Origin of the sequence: Peiella sedimenti (assembly GCF_030504955.1) — a bacterium.
Lineage (GTDB): Bacteria > Pseudomonadota > Alphaproteobacteria > Caulobacterales > Caulobacteraceae > Brevundimonas > Brevundimonas sedimenti.
This window is the reverse complement of sequence record NZ_JAUKTR010000001.1, coordinates 387,906-408,046: the sequence shown is the minus strand read 5'-3', so window position 1 is coordinate 408,046 and position 20,141 is coordinate 387,906. Positions and strand designations below refer to the sequence as shown.

General features: G+C 68.6%; 23 protein-coding genes. 14 read left to right on the top strand and 9 right to left on the bottom strand.

Annotated elements, in window-relative coordinates:
* The first annotated feature begins 1 nt into the window (after position 1).
* Both Q0812_RS02060 and Q0812_RS02055 read left to right on the top strand, forming a co-directional pair.
* Positions 2 to 361, top strand: coding sequence for a VOC family protein (locus tag Q0812_RS02060; protein WP_302108635.1), 360 nt, complete (start codon positions 2 to 4; stop codon positions 359 to 361).
* Positions 362 to 483: 122 nt separating this feature from the next.
* Positions 484 to 1,332: a hypothetical protein gene (locus Q0812_RS02055; protein WP_302108634.1), complete on the top strand. Its 849-nt coding sequence runs from the start codon at positions 484 to 486 to the stop codon at positions 1,330 to 1,332.
* Here the strand turns inward: Q0812_RS02055 and Q0812_RS02050 are convergent.
* The gene (locus Q0812_RS02050) at positions 1,329 to 1,943 is read right to left on the bottom strand and encodes a nitroreductase family protein (RefSeq protein WP_302108633.1); all 615 of its coding nucleotides are present in this window, start codon (positions 1,941 to 1,943) and stop codon (positions 1,329 to 1,331) included. The two genes, Q0812_RS02055 and Q0812_RS02050, sit on opposite strands and share 4 nt — an antisense overlap.
* Positions 1,944 to 2,073: 130 nt before the next feature.
* Between Q0812_RS02050 and cysE the strand changes: the two genes are divergently transcribed.
* The 3 genes from cysE (at position 2,074) to Q0812_RS02035 (ending at position 3,805) form a co-directional block, all read left to right on the top strand.
* Positions 2,074 to 2,898 (top strand): serine O-acetyltransferase, encoded by an 825-nt coding sequence (gene cysE / locus Q0812_RS02045; protein WP_302108632.1) that lies wholly within the window; start codon positions 2,074 to 2,076, stop codon positions 2,896 to 2,898.
* Between the two features lie 61 nt (positions 2,899 to 2,959).
* Entirely contained in the window at positions 2,960 to 3,166 is a 207-nt protein-coding gene (locus tag Q0812_RS02040) for a DUF3126 family protein (protein ID WP_302108631.1), read from the top strand.
* Positions 3,167 to 3,187: 21 nt separating this feature from the next.
* Positions 3,188 to 3,805, top strand: a complete 618-nt coding sequence (locus Q0812_RS02035; protein WP_302108630.1) for an FMN-binding negative transcriptional regulator — start codon at positions 3,188 to 3,190, stop codon at positions 3,803 to 3,805.
* Here the strand turns inward: Q0812_RS02035 and Q0812_RS02030 are convergent.
* Entirely contained in the window at positions 3,802 to 4,347 is a 546-nt protein-coding gene (locus tag Q0812_RS02030) for a hypothetical protein (RefSeq protein ID WP_302108629.1), read from the bottom strand. The genes Q0812_RS02035 and Q0812_RS02030 overlap by 4 nt on opposite strands.
* Before the next feature lie 90 nt (positions 4,348 to 4,437).
* Between Q0812_RS02030 and Q0812_RS02025 the strand changes: the two genes are divergently transcribed.
* The 4 genes from Q0812_RS02025 to Q0812_RS02010 are packed head-to-tail and all read left to right on the top strand — an operon-like array spanning position 4,438 to position 8,648.
* Entirely contained in the window at positions 4,438 to 5,307 is an 870-nt protein-coding gene (locus Q0812_RS02025) for a 50S ribosomal protein L11 methyltransferase (protein ID WP_302108628.1), read from the top strand.
* Positions 5,308 to 5,364: 57 nt separating this feature from the next.
* Positions 5,365 to 5,823: a hypothetical protein gene (locus Q0812_RS02020; RefSeq protein WP_302108627.1), complete on the top strand. Its 459-nt coding sequence runs from the start codon at positions 5,365 to 5,367 to the stop codon at positions 5,821 to 5,823.
* Between the two features lie 48 nt (positions 5,824 to 5,871).
* Positions 5,872 to 7,680: an aminopeptidase P family protein gene (locus Q0812_RS02015; protein WP_302108626.1), complete on the top strand. Its 1,809-nt coding sequence runs from the start codon at positions 5,872 to 5,874 to the stop codon at positions 7,678 to 7,680.
* Entirely contained in the window at positions 7,665 to 8,648 is a 984-nt protein-coding gene (locus Q0812_RS02010) for a DUF2272 domain-containing protein (RefSeq protein WP_302108625.1), read from the top strand. Before Q0812_RS02015 ends, Q0812_RS02010 begins: the two co-directional genes overlap by 16 nt.
* On the opposite strand, the gene Q0812_RS02005 is transcribed toward Q0812_RS02010, so the two are convergent.
* The 3 genes from Q0812_RS02005 to Q0812_RS01995 all read right to left on the bottom strand — a co-directional run bounded on the left by Q0812_RS02005 (position 8,645) and on the right by Q0812_RS01995 (position 10,734).
* Positions 8,645 to 9,106 carry a hypothetical protein gene (locus Q0812_RS02005; protein ID WP_302108624.1) on the bottom strand — a complete coding sequence of 154 codons (462 nt, stop codon included), beginning with the start codon at positions 9,104 to 9,106 and terminating at the stop codon, positions 8,645 to 8,647. The two genes, Q0812_RS02010 and Q0812_RS02005, sit on opposite strands and share 4 nt — an antisense overlap.
* Positions 9,107 to 9,206: 100 nt before the next feature.
* Positions 9,207 to 10,067 (bottom strand): aspartyl protease family protein, encoded by an 861-nt coding sequence (locus Q0812_RS02000; RefSeq protein ID WP_302108623.1) that lies wholly within the window; start codon positions 10,065 to 10,067, stop codon positions 9,207 to 9,209.
* Positions 10,068 to 10,230: 163 nt separating this feature from the next.
* A complete protein-coding gene (locus Q0812_RS01995; protein ID WP_302108622.1) occupies positions 10,231 to 10,734 on the bottom strand; it encodes a methylated-DNA--[protein]-cysteine S-methyltransferase in 504 nt (167 codons plus the stop codon).
* Positions 10,735 to 10,845: 111 nt separating this feature from the next.
* On the opposite strand from Q0812_RS01995, the gene Q0812_RS01990 reads away from it, so the two are divergent.
* The gene (locus Q0812_RS01990) at positions 10,846 to 11,955 is read left to right on the top strand and encodes a mechanosensitive ion channel family protein (protein WP_341923465.1); all 1,110 of its coding nucleotides are present in this window, start codon (positions 10,846 to 10,848) and stop codon (positions 11,953 to 11,955) included.
* Here Q0812_RS01990 and Q0812_RS01985 read toward each other — a convergent pair.
* The 3 genes from Q0812_RS01985 to Q0812_RS01975 form a co-directional block, all read right to left on the bottom strand.
* The gene (locus tag Q0812_RS01985; RefSeq protein ID WP_302108621.1) at positions 11,952 to 12,590 is read right to left on the bottom strand and encodes a hypothetical protein; all 639 of its coding nucleotides are present in this window, start codon (positions 12,588 to 12,590) and stop codon (positions 11,952 to 11,954) included. The genes Q0812_RS01990 and Q0812_RS01985 overlap by 4 nt on opposite strands.
* A 468-nt stretch (positions 12,591 to 13,058) precedes the next feature.
* Positions 13,059 to 13,613 carry a hypothetical protein gene (locus Q0812_RS01980; RefSeq protein WP_302108620.1) on the bottom strand — a complete coding sequence of 185 codons (555 nt, stop codon included), beginning with the start codon at positions 13,611 to 13,613 and terminating at the stop codon, positions 13,059 to 13,061.
* Entirely contained in the window at positions 13,606 to 14,976 is a 1,371-nt protein-coding gene (locus tag Q0812_RS01975) for an AAA family ATPase (protein WP_302108619.1), read from the bottom strand. Before Q0812_RS01975 ends, Q0812_RS01980 begins: the two co-directional genes overlap by 8 nt.
* A 283-nt stretch (positions 14,977 to 15,259) precedes the next feature.
* Between Q0812_RS01975 and Q0812_RS01970 the strand changes: the two genes are divergently transcribed.
* Positions 15,260 to 15,658: a hypothetical protein gene (locus Q0812_RS01970; RefSeq protein ID WP_302108618.1), complete on the top strand. Its 399-nt coding sequence runs from the start codon at positions 15,260 to 15,262 to the stop codon at positions 15,656 to 15,658.
* A 9-nt stretch (positions 15,659 to 15,667) separates the two neighbouring features.
* Here the strand turns inward: Q0812_RS01970 and uvrB are convergent, their stop codons facing one another.
* Positions 15,668 to 17,908: an excinuclease ABC subunit UvrB gene (uvrB, locus tag Q0812_RS01965; protein ID WP_302108617.1), complete on the bottom strand. Its 2,241-nt coding sequence runs from the start codon at positions 17,906 to 17,908 to the stop codon at positions 15,668 to 15,670.
* A 100-nt stretch (positions 17,909 to 18,008) separates the two neighbouring features.
* Between uvrB and Q0812_RS01960 the strand changes: the two genes are divergently transcribed.
* From Q0812_RS01960 to Q0812_RS01950, 3 genes are all read left to right on the top strand, one after another.
* Positions 18,009 to 18,821 carry a hypothetical protein gene (locus tag Q0812_RS01960; protein ID WP_302108616.1) on the top strand — a complete coding sequence of 271 codons (813 nt, stop codon included), beginning with the start codon at positions 18,009 to 18,011 and terminating at the stop codon, positions 18,819 to 18,821.
* A gap of 86 nt (positions 18,822 to 18,907) precedes the next feature.
* Entirely contained in the window at positions 18,908 to 19,153 is a 246-nt protein-coding gene (locus Q0812_RS01955) for a BolA/IbaG family iron-sulfur metabolism protein (RefSeq protein ID WP_482817134.1), read from the top strand.
* On the top strand, positions 19,153 to 20,082 hold the full coding sequence (locus tag Q0812_RS01950) for an aldo/keto reductase (protein WP_302108614.1): 930 nt from the start codon (positions 19,153 to 19,155) through the stop codon (positions 20,080 to 20,082). Before Q0812_RS01955 ends, Q0812_RS01950 begins: the two co-directional genes overlap by 1 nt.
* Positions 20,083 to 20,141 lie beyond the last annotated feature (59 nt).

Below are 20,141 nucleotides of genomic sequence, written 5' to 3'. Positions count from 1 at the left end.
GATGGCGGTCACCGGCATCGGCGGCCTGTTCTTTCGGGCAAAGGACCCGAAGGCGCTGGGCGAGTGGTATCTGAAGCATCTCGGCGTCGGCGCGCCCGAAGGCGTGTGGATCTGGACCCAGCAGGCCGGACCCACCGTCTTCCAGCCCTTCAAGGCCGACAGCGACTATTTTCCGGCCGACAAGCAGCACATGATCAACCTGCGTGTGGATGATCTGGACGGCCTCATGGCCAGCCTGAAAGCCGCGGGCATCGAGGTTCTGACCAAGGCGGAATGGGACGCGCCGGAGGTGGGCCGTTTCGCCCGCATTTACGACCCCGAAGGCAACCCCATCGAGCTGTGGGAGCCGGCGCGCTCTTAGGACCGCCTGTCCCGCCCAGGTCCAATTCACCGCCGCAGACCGTAACTTCGCCGCAGCCCGGGTGGCCCGATCTTGCTGACTCCTGAAATCTCGGCGCCACAGCCGATACTCAGGAGGACGCCATGCTCGCGCTTATCGCCGCCGCCGCCCTTGCCCAGGCCCCGACCGCTGACGGTCTGCCCACTTACGACGAGGTAGGTCTGACGTGGGCGCGCATGCCCTCTCTGAGGCAAATGCAGCGCCTGTACGGACGCAATGTGCAAGGAGAGTTCGCCACGTCTCAGCCGATGCCTCGGGTTCGGGTCGATCTGGCCTGCGAGCCCGATGCGGCAGGCGCTCTGGATTGTCAGGCCCTGGAGTCCGACGACGCTGATCCGCGCTGGAGCACTGCGGCCGAGCAACTGGTCGAACGCGCCCGGGTCCGGACGATCGATGGCGGAACTCCGGAAGGGCGGCGATTCGGCTTTCGGGTGAGCTTCGGCAACTGGGACGGGCGCGATCTGCCCGAGCGCTTCCACCCGACCGAAGCGGGGCTGCGCTGGACTCGGAATCCAAAGATGGCGGAGCTCTGGAGTATGCGCGGCCAGCGATCAGGGGAGGATTACAGCGCCGAGCTTCGCTGCACCACCTTGAGGGGAGGGCGTCTGAACTGCGACGTTGAGCGGCTTGGCGGCGGCGCCACGCCCGAGTTCGCCTTCGCCGCCCGCCAGGCCATGGAAGAGGCCCGGGTGACCCGCGTGGACGACCAGCCGCTGGAAGGCCGCCAGTTCAACTGGACCCTCACCATCATGCGTCAGGGGCACTGCAACCCGGTGGGCCTCTCAGGTGACGACGGACTGACCACCACCGGTCCATCCCTGGACGCGCAGGGTAACGCCGTCGGTAGCGGCGAGTTGGAGACCTATCGCGGCAACCCACGCTGCTATCCGGCCATGCTCCAGGTCTACGGCCCCCGGCAGCGGCAGGACTAACTCGCTTCGGACGCCAGGTCGGCGACAGCGGGCCGGGGCCGTTCCAGCGATGGGTTCGCCGCCGTGCCCACGTGGATGAAGCCGGCCACCTGCTCGCCTTCGCGAACGCCGAACAGGCGTGTCGTGCGCGGGTCATAGGCGTACCAGTCGGTGATCCAGTTGGCCGAGAATCCAAAGGCGTCGGCGGCGTGCAGCAGGTTCATGCACACGGCGCCGGCGGACAGCTGTTGTTCCCATACCGGCACCTTGTGGCCGGGGGTCGGGCTGGAGATCACAAGCACCGTGCAGGGCGGGTTCCTGAACTTGGCCAGCACAGCCAGGGCCCTGGTGGGATCCGCCTGATCCGCGGCCAGCGGCTCCAGCTTCTGGACAAGGTCGGCCTTGCGCTCGGGGCTCAGGACCACCAACCGCCAGGGGAACAGCTTGCCGTGGTCGGGCGTGCGCGCGCCCAGGGTCAGGATCGCCTCCAGCTGTTCGGCGCTGGGCCCCGGCGGGGCCAGATCCTGGGCCGGGGCCGAGCGGCGCAGGGCCAGCCGCCGGATGCAGGCGTCCGAGGCCTTCGGCGACGGCAGGGCTTGGCCAAAGGCGGTGCGGGGCAGAAGATCAGACAAGAGAAACCTCGAACAGGCGCGGCCCTACACCTAGGGGTGAAGCGCCGTCTTCGCCAGCGTGGGTGGCGCATCGCCGCGCTGGGACCATATGATGGGGCGGGCCTTCGCGCCGCCTAGGGAGCACTTCGCCATGTCTCACCGCCTGGAGCTGGTCGAGCGCGCGGATCCGGTCTGGGATCGGCTCCGCCGCGAGGCCGTGGCCGCCGCCCAGTCCGAGCCGCGCCTGGCCTCGATGCTGCACTCCGTGATCCTGTCGCACCGCGATCTCAGCGGCGCCCTCAGCTTCCAGCTGGCGCGCAAGCTGTCCGATGAGGAGCTGGGGCCGATGGCCCTGCGCGAGATCTGCGACGCGGCCTACAAGGACCGGCCCGAGATCGTCGCCTCGGCCGCGCGCGATCTGGAGGCGGTCGTGGCGCGCGACCCGGCCACCGACGGCGTGCTGCAGCCCTTCCTCTACTTCAAGGGCTACCTCGCCCTTCAGGCGCATCGCGTGGCGCACCTGCTGTGGAGTCAGGGCCGCGCCACCCTCGCCTATCATTTCCAGTCACGGGTCTCCGAGCTGTTTCAGGTGGATATTCACCCGGCTGCGCGCATCGGCTCGGGCGTGATGCTCGACCACGGCACGGGCATCGTCATCGGCGAGACGGCCCAGGTGGGCGACGACGTCTCCATGCTGCACGGCGTCACCCTGGGCGGCACGGGCGCCAAGGGCGGCGACCGCCACCCCAAGATCGGCAAGGGCGTGCTTCTGGGCGCGGGCGCCAAGGTGCTGGGCAATATCCGCATCGGCGATCACGCCAAGATCGCGTCCGGCTCGGTCGTGCTGAAGCCGGTGCCCGACGGCTGCACCGCCGCGGGCGTGCCGGCGCGGCTGGTCAACTGCCCGGCCGGCGACGCGCCGGCCCTGACCATGGATCACACCCTGGACGAGCGCGCGTACGATTTCGTCATCTGAGGCGTTTGCCCTCGGACATTCGGGCCGTTAGGGTCCGCGCGACTTACGAAAGAGGCCCGCCGTGACCGAAGACGACATCAAGCGCATCGAGGCGCACCTGAAGCGCACCTTCAACACCGGCGGCATTCAGCTGAAGGCCCGCCCCAAGCAGAAGGACTCCGCCGAGGTGTACGTCGACGACGAGTTCATCGGCGTCGTCTACGAGGACGAGGACGAGGACGGCTCCTTCCTGTTCGAGATGGCCATTCTCGGCGAAGACCTGGCCTGACGGGCGGGCGGCCTTTCGCGCATGTGGACGCCGCCCCTCTTCCGCGAAGACGATCCCCAGATCATTGACGCCCTCATCGACCAGGCGCGGCTGGCTCTGCTGGTTACCCAGGGCGCCGAGGGGCTGAACGCCACGCATCTGCCCATGGTGCGCGACGGCGCGCGCGGCGTGCTTTTGGGACACATCGCCCGGCCCAACCCGCACTGGCGCGACGGCGCGACCGAGGCGCTGGTCGTCCTGCCGGGGCCCGAGGCCTACGTCTCGCCCAACTGGTACCCATCCAAGGCCGTCGACGGGCGCCAGGTCCCCACCTGGAACTACGAGGCCGTCCATGTGCGCGGCCGCATTGAATGGTTCGACGATCGGGATCGGCTGACCGAGGTGCTGGAGCGCCTGTCGGACCGGCACGAGGCCGGCCAGGCCGAGCCGTGGCGGCTGTCCGACGCGCCGGCCGACTACATCGACCGGCTGATGCGCGGCATCGTCGGCGTCGAGGTGCGGCTCGAACACGTCGAGGCCAAGCGCAAACTGTCCCAACAGAAAAGCCCCGCGGATCGCGCGGGCACGATCGCGGGGCTGGAAGGCACGGGCGATCCGCGCGACCGGCTGTTGGCCGCGCGGATGCGAGAGGTCGACTAGCGCTTGCCGAAGATGGCGTCGCCCAGGCGCTCGAAGAAGCTCTTCTTGCGCGGCGCAGGCGGCGGCGGCGGTGTGGCGGCGGCGCGGGCGGCCTGGGCCGTCGGCTGAGCCACGGCGGACGGAGCCGAGGGGCGCGGCGGAATGTTCGAGCCCGACAGCGGCGCCTTGGCGGCCTTGGGAGCCGCGGCCTTGGGCGCTGCGGCCTTCTTCACCGCCGGCTTCTTCGCCGCAGCCTTGGGGGCCGCAGCCTTGGGCGCGGCGGCCTTGGGCGCAGCCGCCTTGGCGGCGGGAGCCTTCTTCGGCGCCGCGGCCTTGGCCGGCGCCTTCGCGGCCGGCTTCTTGGCGGCGGTCGCCTTCGGCGCAGCCTTCACAGCCGGGGCCTTCGCAGCCGTCGCCTTGGGGGCGGCGGCCGGCTTGGCGGCGGCTTTCGGAGCTGCGGCCTTGGCGGCGGCAGGCTTCTTGGCGGTGGTGGTGGACTTGGACGCGGCCTTCGGCTTGGCGGTGGTGGACGCAGCCTTCGGCTTGGACGGACTCTTAGCCATGTGTTCGCCGACCCCTCGGATGTATATGCGGGCGGAACTACCCCCTCTCCCGCGCTGATGACGATTCGGGAGCATAACGAGCTTTTACGAATGTCAGAGTCCGCCGTTCAAATTATCGCACGCGGCCCGCGCGCCGCGGCCGAGGCCGGCGCCGCGCGGCTGGACGCCGATCCCGCCCTGGAGGGCGCCACCTACTCCATCCTCGAGGAAGATGAGGATCGCGGCGTCTGGCGCATCGACGCCTTCCCCACCAGCCGAGAAGAGGCCGACGGCGTGGCCGCCACCCTGCGCGAGGCGGGCGGCCTGTCGGTCGCGGTGGAGGACCTGGCCGACGAGGACTGGCTGGCCATGTCCCTGTCGGGCCTGCCGCCGGTCCGGGCGGGCCGCTTCTTCGTCTATGGCGCCCATGACCAGGGCCGGGTCCCGCCGAACGCGATCCCCCTCCGCATCGACGCGGGCGCCGCCTTCGGCACCGGACACCACGGGACGACGGTCGGTTGCCTGCTGGCGCTGGACGACCTGCTCAAGCGCCGGCGCTTCGAGCGGGTGCTGGATGTGGGGGCCGGCACGGGGCTGCTGGCCATCGCCGCCGACCTCAGCGGCTCGAAGGTCGCCGTCGGCACCGACATCGACGGGCCGTCCGTCCGCATCGCCAACGAGAACGCGGCCCTCAACGGCTCGCGCGCCCGCTTCGTGCATGCCTCGGGTCTCAACCACACGGCGGTGCGCGGCCAGGGCCCCTACGACCTGGTCTTCGCCAACATCCTGGCCCCGCCTCTGGTGGCCCTGGCCCAGGACATCCGCACGGCGCTGAAGCCGGGGGGCTGGGCCATCCTGTCGGGCCTGCTGCGCAGTCAGGAGCGGCGGGTCACCGCGGCCTATCTGTCGCGCGGCTTCCGTCTGCACAGGCGAATTCGCCGCGACGCCTGGAGCGCCCTGGTGCTGGAGAAGATGGGTTAACGGCGGAACCGCCGCGAACCGGCCCCGTTTCGAGGCTGAACCGCGAAAGGCTCAGCCATGTCTCACATCGATTCCGACCTGCCGCCTCCCGACCGCACCGTCATCGTCGAGGAGCCCGTCCTCACGGAGCGCACCGAAACCGTCGTCGTCCGCGACGACAATCTCGGCTGGTGGATCGCCGGGATCCTCGGCGTCCTGGTCGTGCTGACCGTCATGTGGCTGCTGTTCGCGCGGGGCGAACGGGCCGACACGGTCGACGAAGCGGACCTGGCCGCCGCCCAGGTGGCCGCCATCCAGTCCCAGGCCGAGGCCGACCGCATGGCTTTGAGCGCCCAGACGGCCGCCGCGCAGCAGGGCGCCGCCATGGCCCAGGCTGACGCCGCCCGCGCCCAGGCCGAGGCTGAACGCGCCGCCAGCGAGGCTCGCGCCGCCGAGGCGCGCGCCGCGGCCCAGCCGCCGACGGTCGTGGTCACCACGCCTGAGCCCACGCCCGAGCCCGCGTCCGGCGGATTTTAGGTCGTCCCGCGCCTTGCGGAGGCCGCGCCAGCGTCTAGGTTCGCGGCCATGAGACAGACCTTCAACGAAACCACCGATCCCTCCTTCGGCGCGCGTCATCTGCCGCTGGTCCGCGCCGAAATGCGGCGCCAGGGCCTGGACGGCCTGCTCGTGCCCCACGAGGACGAGCACCAGAACGAATATCTGCCCGAGGCGAACGACCGCCTGGCCTGGCTGACGGGCTTCACCGGCTCGGCCGGCGCGGCGGTGATCTTCCAGGACCGCGCCGCCGTCTTCACCGACGGGCGCTACACGATTCAGGTGCGCGCCCAGACGGACCCCGACCTGTTCGAGATCCGCGACCTGATCGAGGGCGGCGTCGCCGCCTATCTCGAGGAGGCCGCCAAGGGTTCGGTCATCGGCTATGACCCGCGCCTGCACAGCCCCGACGCCCTGGCCAAGCTGAAGGCCGCCGCCGAGCGCGCGGGCGCCTCGCTGAAGCCGGTCGAGGTCAATCCCATCGACGCCGCCTGGGCGGACCGGCCGCCCCAGCCCCAGGCGCGTATCACCCCCCATCCGCTGGAGTATGCCGGCGAGGAGAGCGCCTCCAAGCGGTCCCGTGTGGGCCAGGTCATCGCCAAGGCCGGGGCCGACGCCGCGGTGGTGACGGCCCCCTCCTCCATCGCCTGGCTCTTCAACGTGAGGGGCGGCGACGTGTCCCGGACCCCCCTGCCCCTGGCCCAGGCCATCGTTGACGCGGATGGCTCGGCGCGGCTGTTCGTGGATCAGGCCAAGGTCGGCGACGACCTGCGCGGCTGGCTGGGCAACGAGGTGTCGATCCAGCCTCCGGCGGCCCTCGAGGCGGCGCTGGACGAGCTGTCGGGCAAGGCGGTGCTGATCGACCCGGCCCAGTCTTCGGCCTGGTACTTCGACCGGCTCGAAAAGGCCGGCGCCCGGGTGGTGCGCGGCCCAGATCCGTGCGCCCTGCCCCGCGCGGCCAAGAACCCGGCCGAGCTCGCGGGCTCGCGACAGGCGCACATTCGGGACGGCGCGGCCCTGTCCCGCTTCCTCCACTGGGCGGCGACCGAGGCCCAGACCCTGCTGCCCGATGAAAAGACCGTGGTCGGCACGCTCGAGCGCTTTCGCGAAGAGACCGGCGCGCTCCAGGACCTCAGCTTCGACACCATCGCGGGCGCCGGGCCCAACGGCGCCGTCATCCACTATCGCCCGACCGAAAGCACCAACCGCCGGGTCGAGACCGGAACCCTTCTGCTGGTCGATTCGGGCGGCCAGTACCTGGACGGCACCACCGACGTGACGCGCACCGTCGCCATCGGCGAGCCCACGGCCGAAATGCGCGACCGCTTCACCCGCGTGCTGAAGGGGCATATCGCCCTGGCCCGCGCGCGCTTCCCCGAAGGCACGACGGGCAGCCAGCTGGACGCCCTGGCCCGCGTTCCCCTGTGGGAGGCGGGGCTGGACTATGACCACGGCACGGGCCATGGCGTCGGGGTCTATCTCGGCGTCCATGAGGGGCCGCAGCGCATATCCAAGGCGCCGAACACCCAGGCCCTGCTGCCCGGCATGATCCTCTCCAACGAGCCCGGCTTTTACAAACCCGGCCACTGGGGCATCCGCATCGAGAACCTGATCGTGGTCACCCCGCCCGAAGAGCTTCCGGGCGGCGAGCGGCCCATGATGGGCTTTGAGACCATCACCTTCGCGCCCATCGACCGGACGCTGATCGACCCCACCCTGCTGACGCCGGAGGAGCGCCAATGGCTGGACGCCTATCACGCCCAGGTGCTCGAAAAGGTGGGACCGGGCGTGCCCGCCGAGACCAGCGACTGGCTGAAAAAGGCGTGCGCGCCGCTCTGATCCTCCTTGCGATCGCGGGGGCGGCCCAGGCTGCGCCCCGCCTGCCGAGAGAGGCCTTTGACGTGATCCCGCCGTCCGAGCGGGTGACCGGTCCGCGCGGAGACATGCGCGTTGTGCAGAGCGCCTGCCGCACGGGTCCCACCAGCTGGGCCCGGCGGCGCATCGTCGACGTGGCGGCCCAGGAGTGGGCCTTCTTCGGCTTCCAGACGGCGGACGCGACGGTGGTTGAGACCCGCGCCCTGCCTGACGGCATCGTGCCCGAAGCGTTGAACCCAGACCTGGCCCAGCCGCGCCAGGGCCGAACCTTTCTGCGCCTGGGCCGCTGGGAGAGCGAACGCGGCGCCGATGCGACCATCGCCGGTTACTGGAGCGCCACGCCGGACGGGCCGGACATCCTGCGCCGCCAGAACCGCGCCTGGGAGGACGGCGAGGGCGAGGTCAACTGGATCGAACCCTGGTCCGCCGCCTTCGTCAGCTGGGTCATGTGCGAGGCGGGGCTGGGCGATATGGGCCAATTCCAGCGCGACATCGCCCACCGCACCTATATCGACCAGGCCATCCGCGCCCGCGACGGCCAGGCGCCCGAGGCGGCCTATGCGGCCCACGACATCGGCGAGACCGAGGTCGAGCCCGGCGATCTGCTGTGCAATGCGCGCGGGTCCGAGGCTTATCGCACCATCGCCGACAGGCGGCCCGACATGGGCGAGTTCGCGCCCACCCACTGCGACATCGTCGTGCGCGTGGACGCCGAGGCAGGGCGCATCGCCATCATCGGCGGCAATGTGGTGAACGGGGTGACCCTGACCCTACTGCCCGCGACGCGCGAGGGTTCGGGGCCGTTGCGCCCTCTGATCGAGGCGGACATCATCGGCGGGCGGCGTCTGTTCGCCCATCTGAAGCTGCGCGCCGATCCGGTGGAGCCGAACGCGCTGGATCACAGCCCGACGGTGCGGGCGCTTTCAGGCTAGGACGCCGGGCCGCAGCGCACCAGCTGAGTGGCGCCGGCGCCCGGCCGATCGGGGTAGGCCAGGGTCAGCGCATTGTCCTGCACCACCGCCTCGAGGCGTTCCTCATAGCTCTGACCTTCGGCGACGCACGACAGGTTCAGCCGCCAGCTGTCCGCCGCGGTCTGCTCCGACGACGTGATCGCGCAGGTGTTCTCATAACCTTCGAAGCGTTCGGCCGTGATGCGGATCGGCGTCTGGTCAGTGCGGGTCGAGGCCTGTTCGCACCAGCGCGCATAGGCGGCCCAGACGCCGACATAGGCTGGGCCCTCCGCCTCGTCCGCGGGGACTGCGGGGGTCGCCGGCCGGCTGTCTTCAGGGGGGCTCTGGGGCATGTGAGCCGGCGTGTCGGTGCGGCTGGATTGATCCTGGCACGCGGCCAGGCCGAAGCCCGCCAGCAGACTGAACGCAATTCGCAACATGGGTTCAGTAACGCACGGACGGCCGTTATGTTCGCCAACGAACAACCCGCACGCGAAGCTTAACCCTAAAAGGGGGCGGGCTGGGCCGGGAGCCGCGCGCTCACCGGAAGCGGACCTGAACCTCGTTGCGCGGATAGTCGATGGCCAGGGCCGACAGCTGGGACCACACGTCCGTACCCAGGATCAGCATGGGCTGGTCGCCGGCCCCAAGGGCGCGGAACACCGGCAGATCCGAGAAATGTAGGCGCAAGTCGCCGAAGTCGCGACCGCCCAGGGCCACCGTCGCCCCCTCCATCACCTGACTGGGGATGCGGTGGCTGGTTGCGCCGCCCACATCAGGCGCCGGCGCCAGGCGAGAATCGTCAGCGCTTACGCCCAGCGCCGCCATGAGGGCCGGGTTGCCGATGGTGCGGCGCGCGCCGGTGTCCACCACCGCCTTGACAGGTACCCCGTTGACCTGAACGTCCACGGCCACGAGGCCGGCGCGCAGGCGTGTGGCCGCAAGCGCCTGGAAACCCTGCGCGCCCGCGCCACTGGCGCCCGTTTCGAAGGTCATAGCCTCGAAGTCAAAGACGATCCGGCTCTGCTGGAACGTGTTGACGCCCAGCACGCCCGCCGTGGGCCGGTCGCTGGCGACGCCTGGCATGACCGCGGCGATGACGCTGGTCAGCTCCAGATCAGGACCGCTGAGACGGTCCAGCCTGTACAACGGCACGGTCTCGATCCCGGCCGCGCCGTGCACGTGGGCGGTCATGCCAGGCACGGGCTGGAGACCGAGCCGCTCGACGAACCCGGGTGAAAACGCCGAGGCGCTGGCGGCCGTGTCGATGACGAAGTCGAAGGCGTCTCCCCCGTTGACCTGCAACTGGGTCACGTAGTGCCCGCCTTCAAGGCGGATCGGCGCGGCGTCGGCGGACGCCGAGAGCATGGCGGCGAGGGCTGCGGCGTAGAGTAGGCGCATGGGTGTCTCCCGTTCAGGTCAGCCACACCCTGACCGCGTCAGGTCGCCCGCGAATGTCCGCAATATTTCAGTCGGGAAATGCTGCGCGACGCCTCAGTCTGTCAGCCAGAACAGGTCTTTACCCGCGCATGGCCGCCGCCCCGCCCTGTTCAAGGCCTCCGCCTCAGATCAGCAGCGCCCCTTCGTGGATCAGCAGCCAGCGCTTGATCTCCAGGCCGCCGCCGAAGCCCGTCAGGGCCCCATCCGCCCCCACCACCCGGTGACAGGGCAGCACCAGCGGCAGGGGATTGGCGTTCAGGGCCGCGCCCGCCGCCCGCGCCGCCGACACGAACCGCCCGTCCGGCCGGGCCTCGGACGAGGCCGCCCGGGCCGCCATCTCGCCATAGGACCAGACCTGGCCGGCGGGGATCTGGGTCAACAGCCGCCACACCCGCTCCGAGAAGCCGTCGCCCTCCACCGCCCAGGGCGCGCGGGCCAGCGCCCCCCTGTCGCCGCCGAAATAGGCCTCCAGCGCCTCGCGCACCGGCCCGGGCGTCTCGCCCTGCCACTGTTCGGCGTGCGGATAGCGCCTGCGCGCCACGGCCTGGGCCCCCTGGCCGAAGGACAGGGCCCGCAAGGCCCCCGCCTCGTCGCAGGCCAGGGTCAGCAGGCCGATGGGACTCGTCATGCGGGAAACGCTCAGGCGCATGCCGCACAGCTTAGCCGCCGCAGCGCCCGGCGCCATCCTGATCGCGCCCTCAAACCGGGAACCTCTCCCCCAGCTTCGCCTTATCCCCCCGTGGGATTGCAGCTGGATGAGATTCAGGGGGGCCTCGAAGGCCTGGACGACGCCGCCATCCTTCGGCTGGGCGGCGCCACCCTGACCGTGGGCGGGCTGGTGTCGGCCCTGCTGATCATCACGGTCTTCTGGATCATTTCGGCCCTGGCGGTGCGAGGCATCCGGCGGGCGCGCCGAAAGGCCCAGCGCACGGCCGGCGCCCTTTATCTGCTGGAGAAGCTGGTCGGCTACGGCCTGATCGTGGCGGGCCTGATGCTGGGCCTGTCCGCCGCCGGGCTGAACCTGTCGTCCCTGGCGGTCTTCGCCGGCGCCCTGGGCATCGGTGTGGGCCTGGGCCTGCAAGGGGTGGTCAAGGAGTTTGTCTCGGGCGTCTTCCTCATCTTCGACCGCATGGTCTCGGTCGGCGACTATGTCGAGCTGGCCGCGGGCCAGCGCGGCATGATCCAGGAGATCGGCCCCCGCGCCACGCGCATCCGCACCAACGACAACGTCAACATCCTCATCCCCAACAGCCAGCTGATCGAGGGCGTCGTCACCAACTGGACGCTCAAGGGCGACACCCGCCGCATCCACATCCCCTTCGCCGTGGCCTACGGCGCCGACCGCGCCCGGGTGCGCGAGGCGGTGCTGGCGGCCGCCCGGGCCAGCCCCTTCACCCTGCCCGAGACCGAGACCCGCAAGAGCCAGGTCTGGCTGGTGGGCTTCGGCGAGAGCGGCCTGGACTTCGAGCTTCTGGTCTGGCCCACGGCCGAGGCGGTCAAGCGCCCGGCCGCCATGCACGCGGCCTATACCTGGGCGATCGCCGAGGCCCTGGACCAGGCCGGGATCGAGATCCCCTTCCCCCAGACCGACCTGCGCCTGCGCAGCCTGTTCGGCCGCGAGGGCGACGACGCGCTCGACTTGCTCGTGCCCGGCCGCCCGAAGAAGGGCGCCGAATCCCAGCACACGCCCGGCCCCTCAAAGCCCGCCGAAAAGCCCTCGACGCCCGCCCCCAACGACGCCGCCGCCGAGGTGCTGTCCGAGGCCCCGCCCGAGTCCGAGACGGACGGGCCGAACGGCGGCGCCCCCGACGACCGGGACGACGCCACGCCCCACCACCGCCCGGCCTAGCCTTCCCGCTTGCTCACCTCCAGCAGCATCGAGCGCTCGCGCAGCTCCAGCGCCCGCTCCCACTCGGCCTCGGTGGGATCCGGGGGAATGGGCACGCTCGGCGCGGCGCCCTCGGGCAGGCCCAGCGCCTTGCGGCATTCGTCGCGCCACAGCATGAGGGTCTGGTTGTCCAGCCAGCTCAGATGGTGCAGCCGCCCGTCCTCGTCCCAGAAGGCGTCGGCCCACGGCCTGCCCTTGGCCGCCTCGCGGTCACGCGCCGCCGCCTCGGGACCCAGCCGCCGCGCCCGCTGGCGGTAGATCCAGCCCAGGTGCCAGGCGGAACAGTCCTCCACCGTCTCGGCCTCCAGCGCCGTCAGCAGGTCCACCGCCAGGCGCCGCACGTCGTCGCGGTGGACCTCCCATTCCTCCAGCCGCTCGCGCGCCCATCGGTCCCAGCCCTCGACTGGTTCGGGAACGGGGTCCGGCTCCCGGCGCCGGCGCCAGTTTTCGGCGGCCCGGCGCCGCCACAGATTGGCCAGCCCCACGTCGAAACGCCGGGCGCAGCTGGCGGCGGTCTCCCCGTCCTCCCAGGCCCGCCGCACCGCCAGCCAGGTGTCCTCGGTGCGATATTTCCACTCCGCGTATGAGGTTCTCATGGTCTCCTCCTTGCTCGAAGAGGCCATCATCCCCCCGCCGCCGACAGCGGGGATAAGTGGGCCGCAATCTCCCCTCTCCCTTGATGGGTGGAGGAGACGCGCACTGCGCGGCGACGACGGGGCGGGGGTGAGGGTGACACCGGATCTAGTAGGGGCAGGGTGCCCCGGGTGCAGGCCCCCTCATCCGACCCTGCTTCGCAGGGCCACCTTCTCCCACCAGGGGAGAAGGGATCCCTCCCCAACCCCTCAGCTGATCCTCAACCGGGCCGGACCGGGAGCGCGTTAAAGGACGCGTGCCGCGCCAGCGGCTCGCGCCTCGGGCGGCCCTGACGGGGGTGGTCCTTTGACCCGCGTCGGCGGGCCGAAAGGAAACCTCGGCATGAGGTGTAGGGAGCGGAAAGTGGTGTCTGGCGCCACGTTACTTGGGAGCGAACACCTGTGACATAACCCACCAGGGCGAAAGCGCAGCTAGGCCGCCTTCCCTTTAAGCCAGACCCAGTCACAGCGGACCCGCGTACGAAAGCACTCAAAACTGGGCGACTTGTTCGCAATTTCGTCCGCGGAACACGCCTTCAAGAGCTCCGCCTTCTCCAATGGAGAATGACTTATTCCCGAGAGCGCCCGCAATGCGCCCTTAGCAGGCGTTCCGTCGCCCTCATAGGTGAAGGTCTCGCCGTAGCGCCGACGCATCTCCGTTTCATCGGCGAGAATCCAGTTCTCAATGTGTATGTCCGGGACACCGATCGAAAATTGGCGCATCGGCTCGAGCTTTTCAAGTTCCGAACGTAGCCGCTCTTCCAGCTCTGCTGCAGACATTGTTCTTCTCTCACGATCGATGAGGATAATGAAATCATCGAACCCCATACCGATACGCGCAAGCGGAGCGGCTATCTTCCTCGCGATTAGCGCAAGGTCCACGTCTCGCCCGTTCGTGAAGGGCCGCAAAATCAGAGCGGACGGGTAGGTCTTCCTTATGAAATGCTCTTCTGTCTGACCTTCAACGATAGCAACGATCTTAGGCATCAAGCGCACCCATCCTGTAGAGGTCACCCACACCAAAACCACTTTCTTCAATGAGGGCGCGAACGCCTTCACTGTCCGCCGCCCGCCGAGCTCTAGTGGTACCCAAGCGCCCGTCGAAAATCGTAAGTTCGTCTATCGAGCAGCAGTTCAGCAATGTTTGGCTGTGCGTAGATATTAGTATTTGACGGTCCGCTTCAGACGTTTCTAAGATATCACGGCATAAGGAAACAAAAGCCTCCTGCATACGTGGATGCAAAAAATTCTCTGGCTCTTCTATGGTTCTAAAATGATTCTGAGAAAACAATATGGTCACAAGCGTGATCCATTTGATTGTGCCGTCGCTTAATCGCGCAAACGAAAATTCATTTCCACCGCACTCCTCGGATGTCTTCACGAATCCCCGTAATAGGGCCTCAGCTAGGTCAAGGCGAACGTCAATTTCCTCGATGGCAGGATTCACCTCCCGCGTCCAGCTGACTATGCTTAAGAATCTGCTGTGTTGTTCCCCTCGAGAAGCAAATAGAGGATCCCGTAGAAAGCCGAACCGATTTGTTGGGAAATATTCTCCCCGGCGCAACCGATACAACGTGCCTGGCAAATTGTCGCCGTTGTATTCGATCGCTCCTGTTCGAGATACTGGAGATGGCTTTCTGGCTAACGAAGGTTCAATATTAATTGATCGATACGACGTGAGGTCCCGAAAGATCTGACCTAGCGACTCATTCCGGATAGGCAGTATTCTGAGCAGCGACGTGCTTTGTGCCAGCATGTCGGAAACGCCGGCCATGACTTCGTCCAGGGGCTCCCCCGGGGATGAAGAGTATCCGTATGAGGTCCAATGTGAGTAGAAAAACGCCATTAGCGGGTGTCGTTTAGGGGAGACCCTGATACTGGTCCTGTGGCCAATTTCGTTCATCTGCGTACTACGCCATACAGATAGCACTGGACCATCTCCAACGCGTAAATGGAGGGAATCAGACTCAATAAATATTTGCGAGATACTCTTATTATATCTTATGTGACACTGATATTGATATTCGACCATCTCTCCCGGATTAATCGGAACTTCGCGATCTCGTATGCGAGCCCCGGCTTGGGCGGTATAGTGACCACGGACAGAAAATTCAAGGCGTGCGTTCTTTGCACTATTCTTTTCAACGCTAAATAGAGAACCTGCGCCTTTGGCTATGGATATTGCCCCGTCTAAACCATCTTCAACAAACTCTCCCAGAAAATCCAAAAAGGAAATCAGGTTGGACTTGCCAGCGCCATTGGGGCCTACGATCACGTTTAATCCGGAGCGAAACTCGTGGGCGAACCCAACAAGCGAGCGAAAGCCGTCGACACGTATGGTTTCGAGCATCCTTTGCTCCCCTAATCTAAGGTCGCACTACCGGCTGCGACCGCAGGACACTGGCGAAATTCTGTCCACGGCCGGTCCTGGCATGCCCCAATGGTTATCTAAGCGCCTAGGGTGCCATCAGTCCATCCGGTGCGTCTTGCTGCCTAGGTCCATCCGGCCGAACTGCCCTTACCTCGCCCCTTCCTGAAGCGCTCGACTGACTCGGCGGCGGCGGCGCCTATGGCCAAGCTTGCGGGTTCTGGTAACTCTTGGCCTGACGGGGGAAGACGACGGAGGCGACGGCATGACGGGTTCGGGCGTGTTGGCGGGGGGCGCGGCGGCGCTGGCCCTGGTGTTGGCGGCGACGGGCGCGGCGGCCCAGGAGCGGTCGGTCGACGAGATCCGCTATGTCACCTGCGACGGCTCCCGATGGAGCGCGGCCCTGGACGGCGAATGGTTCTGGCATTTCCCGAGCGATCCCGAGACCCAGGCCGAGCGCCACCAGTCGCGCAACATCCGCTACCTGACCTGGGGCGGCGGCTGCTGGAACGCCACATGGGACGCGCGGACCCGGACCTTCTTCCACACGCCGGTCGCCGGCGGGGCGGGCCATCCTGACACCATCCTGAACTATGAGGACTGGCGCGGCGTGCGCTGGACCGCCCGGCGGCAGGGCGACGAGTGGGTCGTGCGGCAGCCTTGAGGCTCGCCCTTACCTCCGCCCCTTCCTGAAGCGCTCGGCTGACTCGGCCGCGGCCTGACGCCGGATCCGCTTCACCTCCTCGCGGTCGCCGGTCTGGCCGTCGCTGGCCAGCGCATCTGCGGCGAACTCCAGGTCCAGCATCTTCAGGCGCTTGACCTCGTCGCGCAGGCGGGCCGCCTCCTCGAACTCCAGGTTGGAGGCCGCCTCGCGCATGCGGGTCTCCAGATCGCGCAGCGTGGCCTGGAAGTTGTTGCCCACGAAGGGCCGGGCGTCCTCGGCCACGCCGGCGCTGACCAGCACGCGGTCCTTCTCGTAGGGGGTGTCGAGGATCTCCTTGATGGAGGACTTCACGCTCTCGGGCGTGATGCCGTGCTCCAGGTTATAGGCCATCTGCTTTTCGCGCCGGCGCTGAGTCTCGGCCATGGCCCGCTCCATCGAGCCGGTGACGCTGTCGGCGTAGAGGATGACGCGGCCGTCCACGTTGCGGGCGGCCCGGCCGATGGTCTGGATGAGGCTGGTCTCCGAGCGCAGGAAGCCCTCCTTGTCCGCGTCCAGAATGGCCACCAGGCCGCATTCGGGGATGTCGAGGCCTTCCCGCAGCAGGTTGATGCCCACCAGCACGTCGAAGGCGCCCAGGCGCAGGTCGCGGATGATCTCGATGCGCTCCAGCGTATCCACGTCGGAGTGCATGTAGCGCACGCGCACGCCCTGTTCGTGCATGTACTCGGTCAGGTCCTCGGCCATCTTCTTGGTGAGGACCGTGACGAGGCTGCGGTAGCCGAGGCGGGCCACGTCCTTCACCTCGGCGATGACGTCGTCCACCTGTGAGAACCCGCCCTTCGAGACCGGGCGCACCTCCACCGGCGGGTCGATCAGGCCGGTGGGGCGGATGACCTGTTCGGTGAACACGCCGCCGGTGCGCTCCATCTCCCACGGGCCGGGGGTGGCGCTGACGAAGACGGTCTGGGGGCGCATGGCGTCCCATTCCTCGAAGCGCAGGGGGCGGTTGTCGATGCAGCTGGGCAGGCGGAAGCCGTATTCGGCCAGGGTCGACTTCCTCCGGTAGTCGCCGCGGAACATGGCGCCGATCTGGCCGACGGTGACGTGGCTCTCGTCCACGAACAGCAGGGCGTTGTCCGGGATGTACTCGAAGAAGGTGGGCGGCGGCTCGCCCGGCGCGCGGCCGGTCAGGTAGCGGCTGTAGTTCTCGATGCCGGCGCAGGAGCCGGTGGCCTCCATCATTTCCAGGTCGAAGCGGGTGCGCTGTTCCAGGCGCTGGGCCTCCAGCAGCTTGCCGTTCTCCACCAGCCAGTCCAGCTGTTCCTTCAGTTCCCGTTTGATGCCCTCGATGGCCTGGTTCAGCGTCGGGCGGGGCGTCACGTAGTGGCTGGCGGCGTAGACCGTGACCTGGTCCAGCTCGGCCATCTTGGCGCCGGTCAGCGGGTCGAACTCGTGGATGGCCTCGAGCTCGTCGCCGAACAGGCTGATGCGCCAGGCCCGGTCCTCCAGGTGGACGGGGTAGATCTCGATGGTGTCGCCGCGCTTCCGGAAGGTGCCGCGCTCGAACGCCTGGTCGTTGCGCTTGTACTGCAGGGCCACCAGGTCGGCGCGCAGCTTGGCCTCGTCGATCTGCTGGCCCACCTTCAGCGGGAAGGTCATGGCCGTATAGGTCTCGACCGAGCCTATGCCGTAGATGCAGCTGACGCTGGCCACCACGATGACGTCGTCGCGCTCCAGGATCGCCCGCGTCGCCGAGTGCCGCATGCGGTCGATCTGCTCGTTTATCGAGCTGTCCTTCTCGACATATGTATCAGTCCTAGGTACATATGCCTCAGGCTGGTAGTAGTCGTAGTACGAGACGAAATACTCGACGGCGTTCTCCGGGAAGAACGCCTTGAACTCGCTGAACAGCTGGGCCGCCAGGGTCTTGTTGTGGGCCAGGATCAGGGCCGGACGCTGGGTCTGCTCGATGATCTTGGCCATGGTGAAGGTCTTGCCAGAGCCCGTGACGCCCAGCAGCACCTGCTCGCGCTCGCGGCCCTTGATGCCCTCGACGAGCTCGGCGATGGCCGTGGGCTGGTCCCCGGCCGGCTCATAGGCGCTGGCCAGCTTGAAGCGCTTGCCGCCTTCGGACTTCTCCGGACGCGCGGGACGATGCGGGGTCCACATCATGGGCATGGCGGCCGGCTCGGCCGGCAGGAAGCGGGCGGAGACGTCGGAAACGCCGGCGGGCTCGTGAGAACGGGACATGAACGTCAAGGTAATGAAGCGGAGGGCGAAGGGCTAGGGCTGGACGACACGGGCGAGGCGGTTAGCTTGGTCGCAGAGCAACGCGGGACCGAGAGTGAAGATGCGAACCCCTATGGCCGTCATCGGTGCGGCGGCCCTTCTGGGCGCCTGCGCCACCGGGCCCGACCCGCAAAGCCTGCCCCAGGTTCAGGCCTGGCTGGCGGCGAACGGCCCAACCCCGCCGCCCATCGCCCAGTGCCCTCACGTGGCCGGGATCGACCTGGCCGCCATCGCGGAGGAGCAGTCGGCGCCGCCGACCGAGCAGCAACTGCGAAGCCGGGCCTTCATCTCGGGCATGTTCGACGAGATGCGCCTGCCCGAAGGGGCCTGGCGCAGTCCGCCGGCCGAGCCGGTGGTGATGATCCGCTCCATCCATCCGCCCGCCGGCATGCACCCCAACACCATGTGGGCCTGGGTCTGGAAGGAGGCCGACGGAACCTGGTGGATGTGGCGGCAGAACCGCACCAACACGCCGCCCCCGCCGCCGCCTCCGCCGCCGCCGGGCGCGACCGAGGGTACGCCGGCCTGGGAGGCCTATGTTGAAAGCGTGCGCAACTGGCGCGTGCCGGACGAGGAGCGCTGGCCGCCCGAGCATGGCCGCCTGAACGCCGAGATGGCGGCGACCCTCGATCGGGTGCTGGCCAATCCCTGCCGTGCGTGGGAGCCGGACATCTGGCCGTGGGATCCCCCGCTGCGGCCGCGGCGCCGCCAGCCCGCCCCGCCCCATCCCCACGACTGGACCCCGGTCTATGTGGAGCTGACGGAGCCGGGACGGGCGCCGCGCCGACTGGCGGCGCCGGGGAACAACCGCGAGAGCCTGAACGGGGCGATCGTGGGTGTAGCGGCCTACCCAAGGCCAAGCACAGGCGGCTAGCCGGCCTCGCGGAAGCCCCTCGTTAAGCTTTACGCCGCATGATCCGGACGGTTTTTCCGTACCCCGTGTTGAGGAGCCCGCTGCCCGTGCCCATGGCCCAAGCCCACCTTGAAGCCGTGCTGCGCGAGGCCTTTCCGCGCGCCGAGATCGTGGTCGAGGACCTGGCGGGCGACGGCGACCACTACCGCGCGCGCATCGTCGACGAGGCCTTCGCCGGCCTGCCGCGCGTGCGCCAGCACCAGCTGGTCTATCGGGCGCTGGAGGGCCGCATGGGCGGCGAGCTGCACGCCCTGGCGCTGGAGACCGCCGCGCCGCCGAAGGAGGCGAACTGATGCGTTATCGTCCGCTGGGCCGCTCCGGCTCGGCCATTTCGGCCGTCACCCTGACCCTGGACGAGCGCCTGACCCTGCGCGGGCCCGAGGCTGGGCGGGACCTGGTCTACGCCGCCCTGGAGCAGGGGGTGAACGCTTTTCACATGGCCAGCCCGGACCCGGTGGTGGCCGAGCTGCTGGGCCAGGCCCTGTCGTCCGTGGATCGGCGGCTGGTGGTGGTGTCCTGCGCGCTGGGCGAGGTGCGCGAGCGCGGCAAGGCCATGCGCGACTTCTCGGCGCCGGCTCTGACCGGCTGCATCGACCGGGTGCTGGCGGTGTCCGGCCTGGGCCAGCTAGACATGGCCGTGCTGAACGATCCGTCGGAGGTGGAGCTGGCCCAGACCACGCTGGAGGCTCTGAAGGCCCAGCGCGCCGCGGGCCGCGTGGCCATGCTTGGTGTCATGGGCGAGAGCCCGGCCATGGACGCCTATGTCTCGACCGGCGCCTTCGACGTGCTGTTCACCCCGCTGCACGTGAACTCGTCCTGGCGCATCAAGCACCGCATGCGAATGGCGCTGGAGCGCGACATGGCCGTTCTGGCCTATGGCTGGTACCCTGAGGAGCTGCGGCCGGTGAAGAAGGGCGCGCCCGCCGCGCCGACAAAGCGAGGGCTGTTCGGCTTGGGCGCCAAGGCCCAGCCTGTGGAGCCGGAGCAGGACTTCGGGCCCTTCGCCTTCCTGCACCGCACCAACGGCTGGAGCGCCGAGGATCTGTGCCTGGCCTACGCCCTGACCGAGCCGGCCGTGTCCAGCGCCCTGGCGACGGCCGACGACGCTGCCCGCATCGAGGCCATGGCCGCGGTGCCGGAGCGCGAAATACCGCCCGCCGTGCCCGCCCAGATAGAGATGGCGCGCGTCATGGCCGGCCAGCCCAAGGCCGCCTCGGCTTGATTTACGGGTCCGGCGCGCCTAGCTGACGGGCTGATCCCCCCTCCCCGTCCGAGGCCCGC

Coding starts and splice junctions, on each gene's coding strand:
- Q0812_RS02020 (WP_302108627.1), top strand. CDS start 5,365: ATGTCTCACATCGATTCCGACCTGCCGCCTCCCGACCGCACCGTCATC.
- Q0812_RS01980 (WP_302108620.1), bottom strand. CDS start 13,613: ATGCCTAAGATCGTTGCTATCGTTGAAGGTCAGACAGAAGAGCATTTC.
- Q0812_RS01960 (WP_302108616.1), top strand. CDS start 18,009: ATGCGAACCCCTATGGCCGTCATCGGTGCGGCGGCCCTTCTGGGCGCC.
- Q0812_RS02015 (WP_302108626.1), top strand. CDS start 5,872: ATGAGACAGACCTTCAACGAAACCACCGATCCCTCCTTCGGCGCGCGT.
- Q0812_RS02005 (WP_302108624.1), bottom strand. CDS start 9,106: ATGTTGCGAATTGCGTTCAGTCTGCTGGCGGGCTTCGGCCTGGCCGCG.
- Q0812_RS02000 (WP_302108623.1), bottom strand. CDS start 10,067: ATGCGCCTACTCTACGCCGCAGCCCTCGCCGCCATGCTCTCGGCGTCC.
- cysE (WP_302108632.1), top strand. CDS start 2,074: ATGTCTCACCGCCTGGAGCTGGTCGAGCGCGCGGATCCGGTCTGGGAT.
- Q0812_RS01985 (WP_302108621.1), bottom strand. CDS start 12,590: ATGAGAACCTCATACGCGGAGTGGAAATATCGCACCGAGGACACCTGG.
- Q0812_RS02030 (WP_302108629.1), bottom strand. CDS start 4,347: ATGGCTAAGAGTCCGTCCAAGCCGAAGGCTGCGTCCACCACCGCCAAG.
- Q0812_RS02055 (WP_302108634.1), top strand. CDS start 484: ATGCTCGCGCTTATCGCCGCCGCCGCCCTTGCCCAGGCCCCGACCGCT.
- Q0812_RS01950 (WP_302108614.1), top strand. CDS start 19,153: ATGCGTTATCGTCCGCTGGGCCGCTCCGGCTCGGCCATTTCGGCCGTC.
- Q0812_RS01970 (WP_302108618.1), top strand. CDS start 15,260: ATGACGGGTTCGGGCGTGTTGGCGGGGGGCGCGGCGGCGCTGGCCCTG.
- Q0812_RS01975 (WP_302108619.1), bottom strand. CDS start 14,976: ATGCTCGAAACCATACGTGTCGACGGCTTTCGCTCGCTTGTTGGGTTC.
- uvrB (WP_302108617.1), bottom strand. CDS start 17,908: ATGTCCCGTTCTCACGAGCCCGCCGGCGTTTCCGACGTCTCCGCCCGC.
- Q0812_RS02025 (WP_302108628.1), top strand. CDS start 4,438: ATGTCAGAGTCCGCCGTTCAAATTATCGCACGCGGCCCGCGCGCCGCG.
- Q0812_RS02060 (WP_302108635.1), top strand. CDS start 2: ATGGCGGTCACCGGCATCGGCGGCCTGTTCTTTCGGGCAAAGGACCCG.
- Q0812_RS02035 (WP_302108630.1), top strand. CDS start 3,188: ATGTGGACGCCGCCCCTCTTCCGCGAAGACGATCCCCAGATCATTGAC.
- Q0812_RS01995 (WP_302108622.1), bottom strand. CDS start 10,734: ATGACGAGTCCCATCGGCCTGCTGACCCTGGCCTGCGACGAGGCGGGG.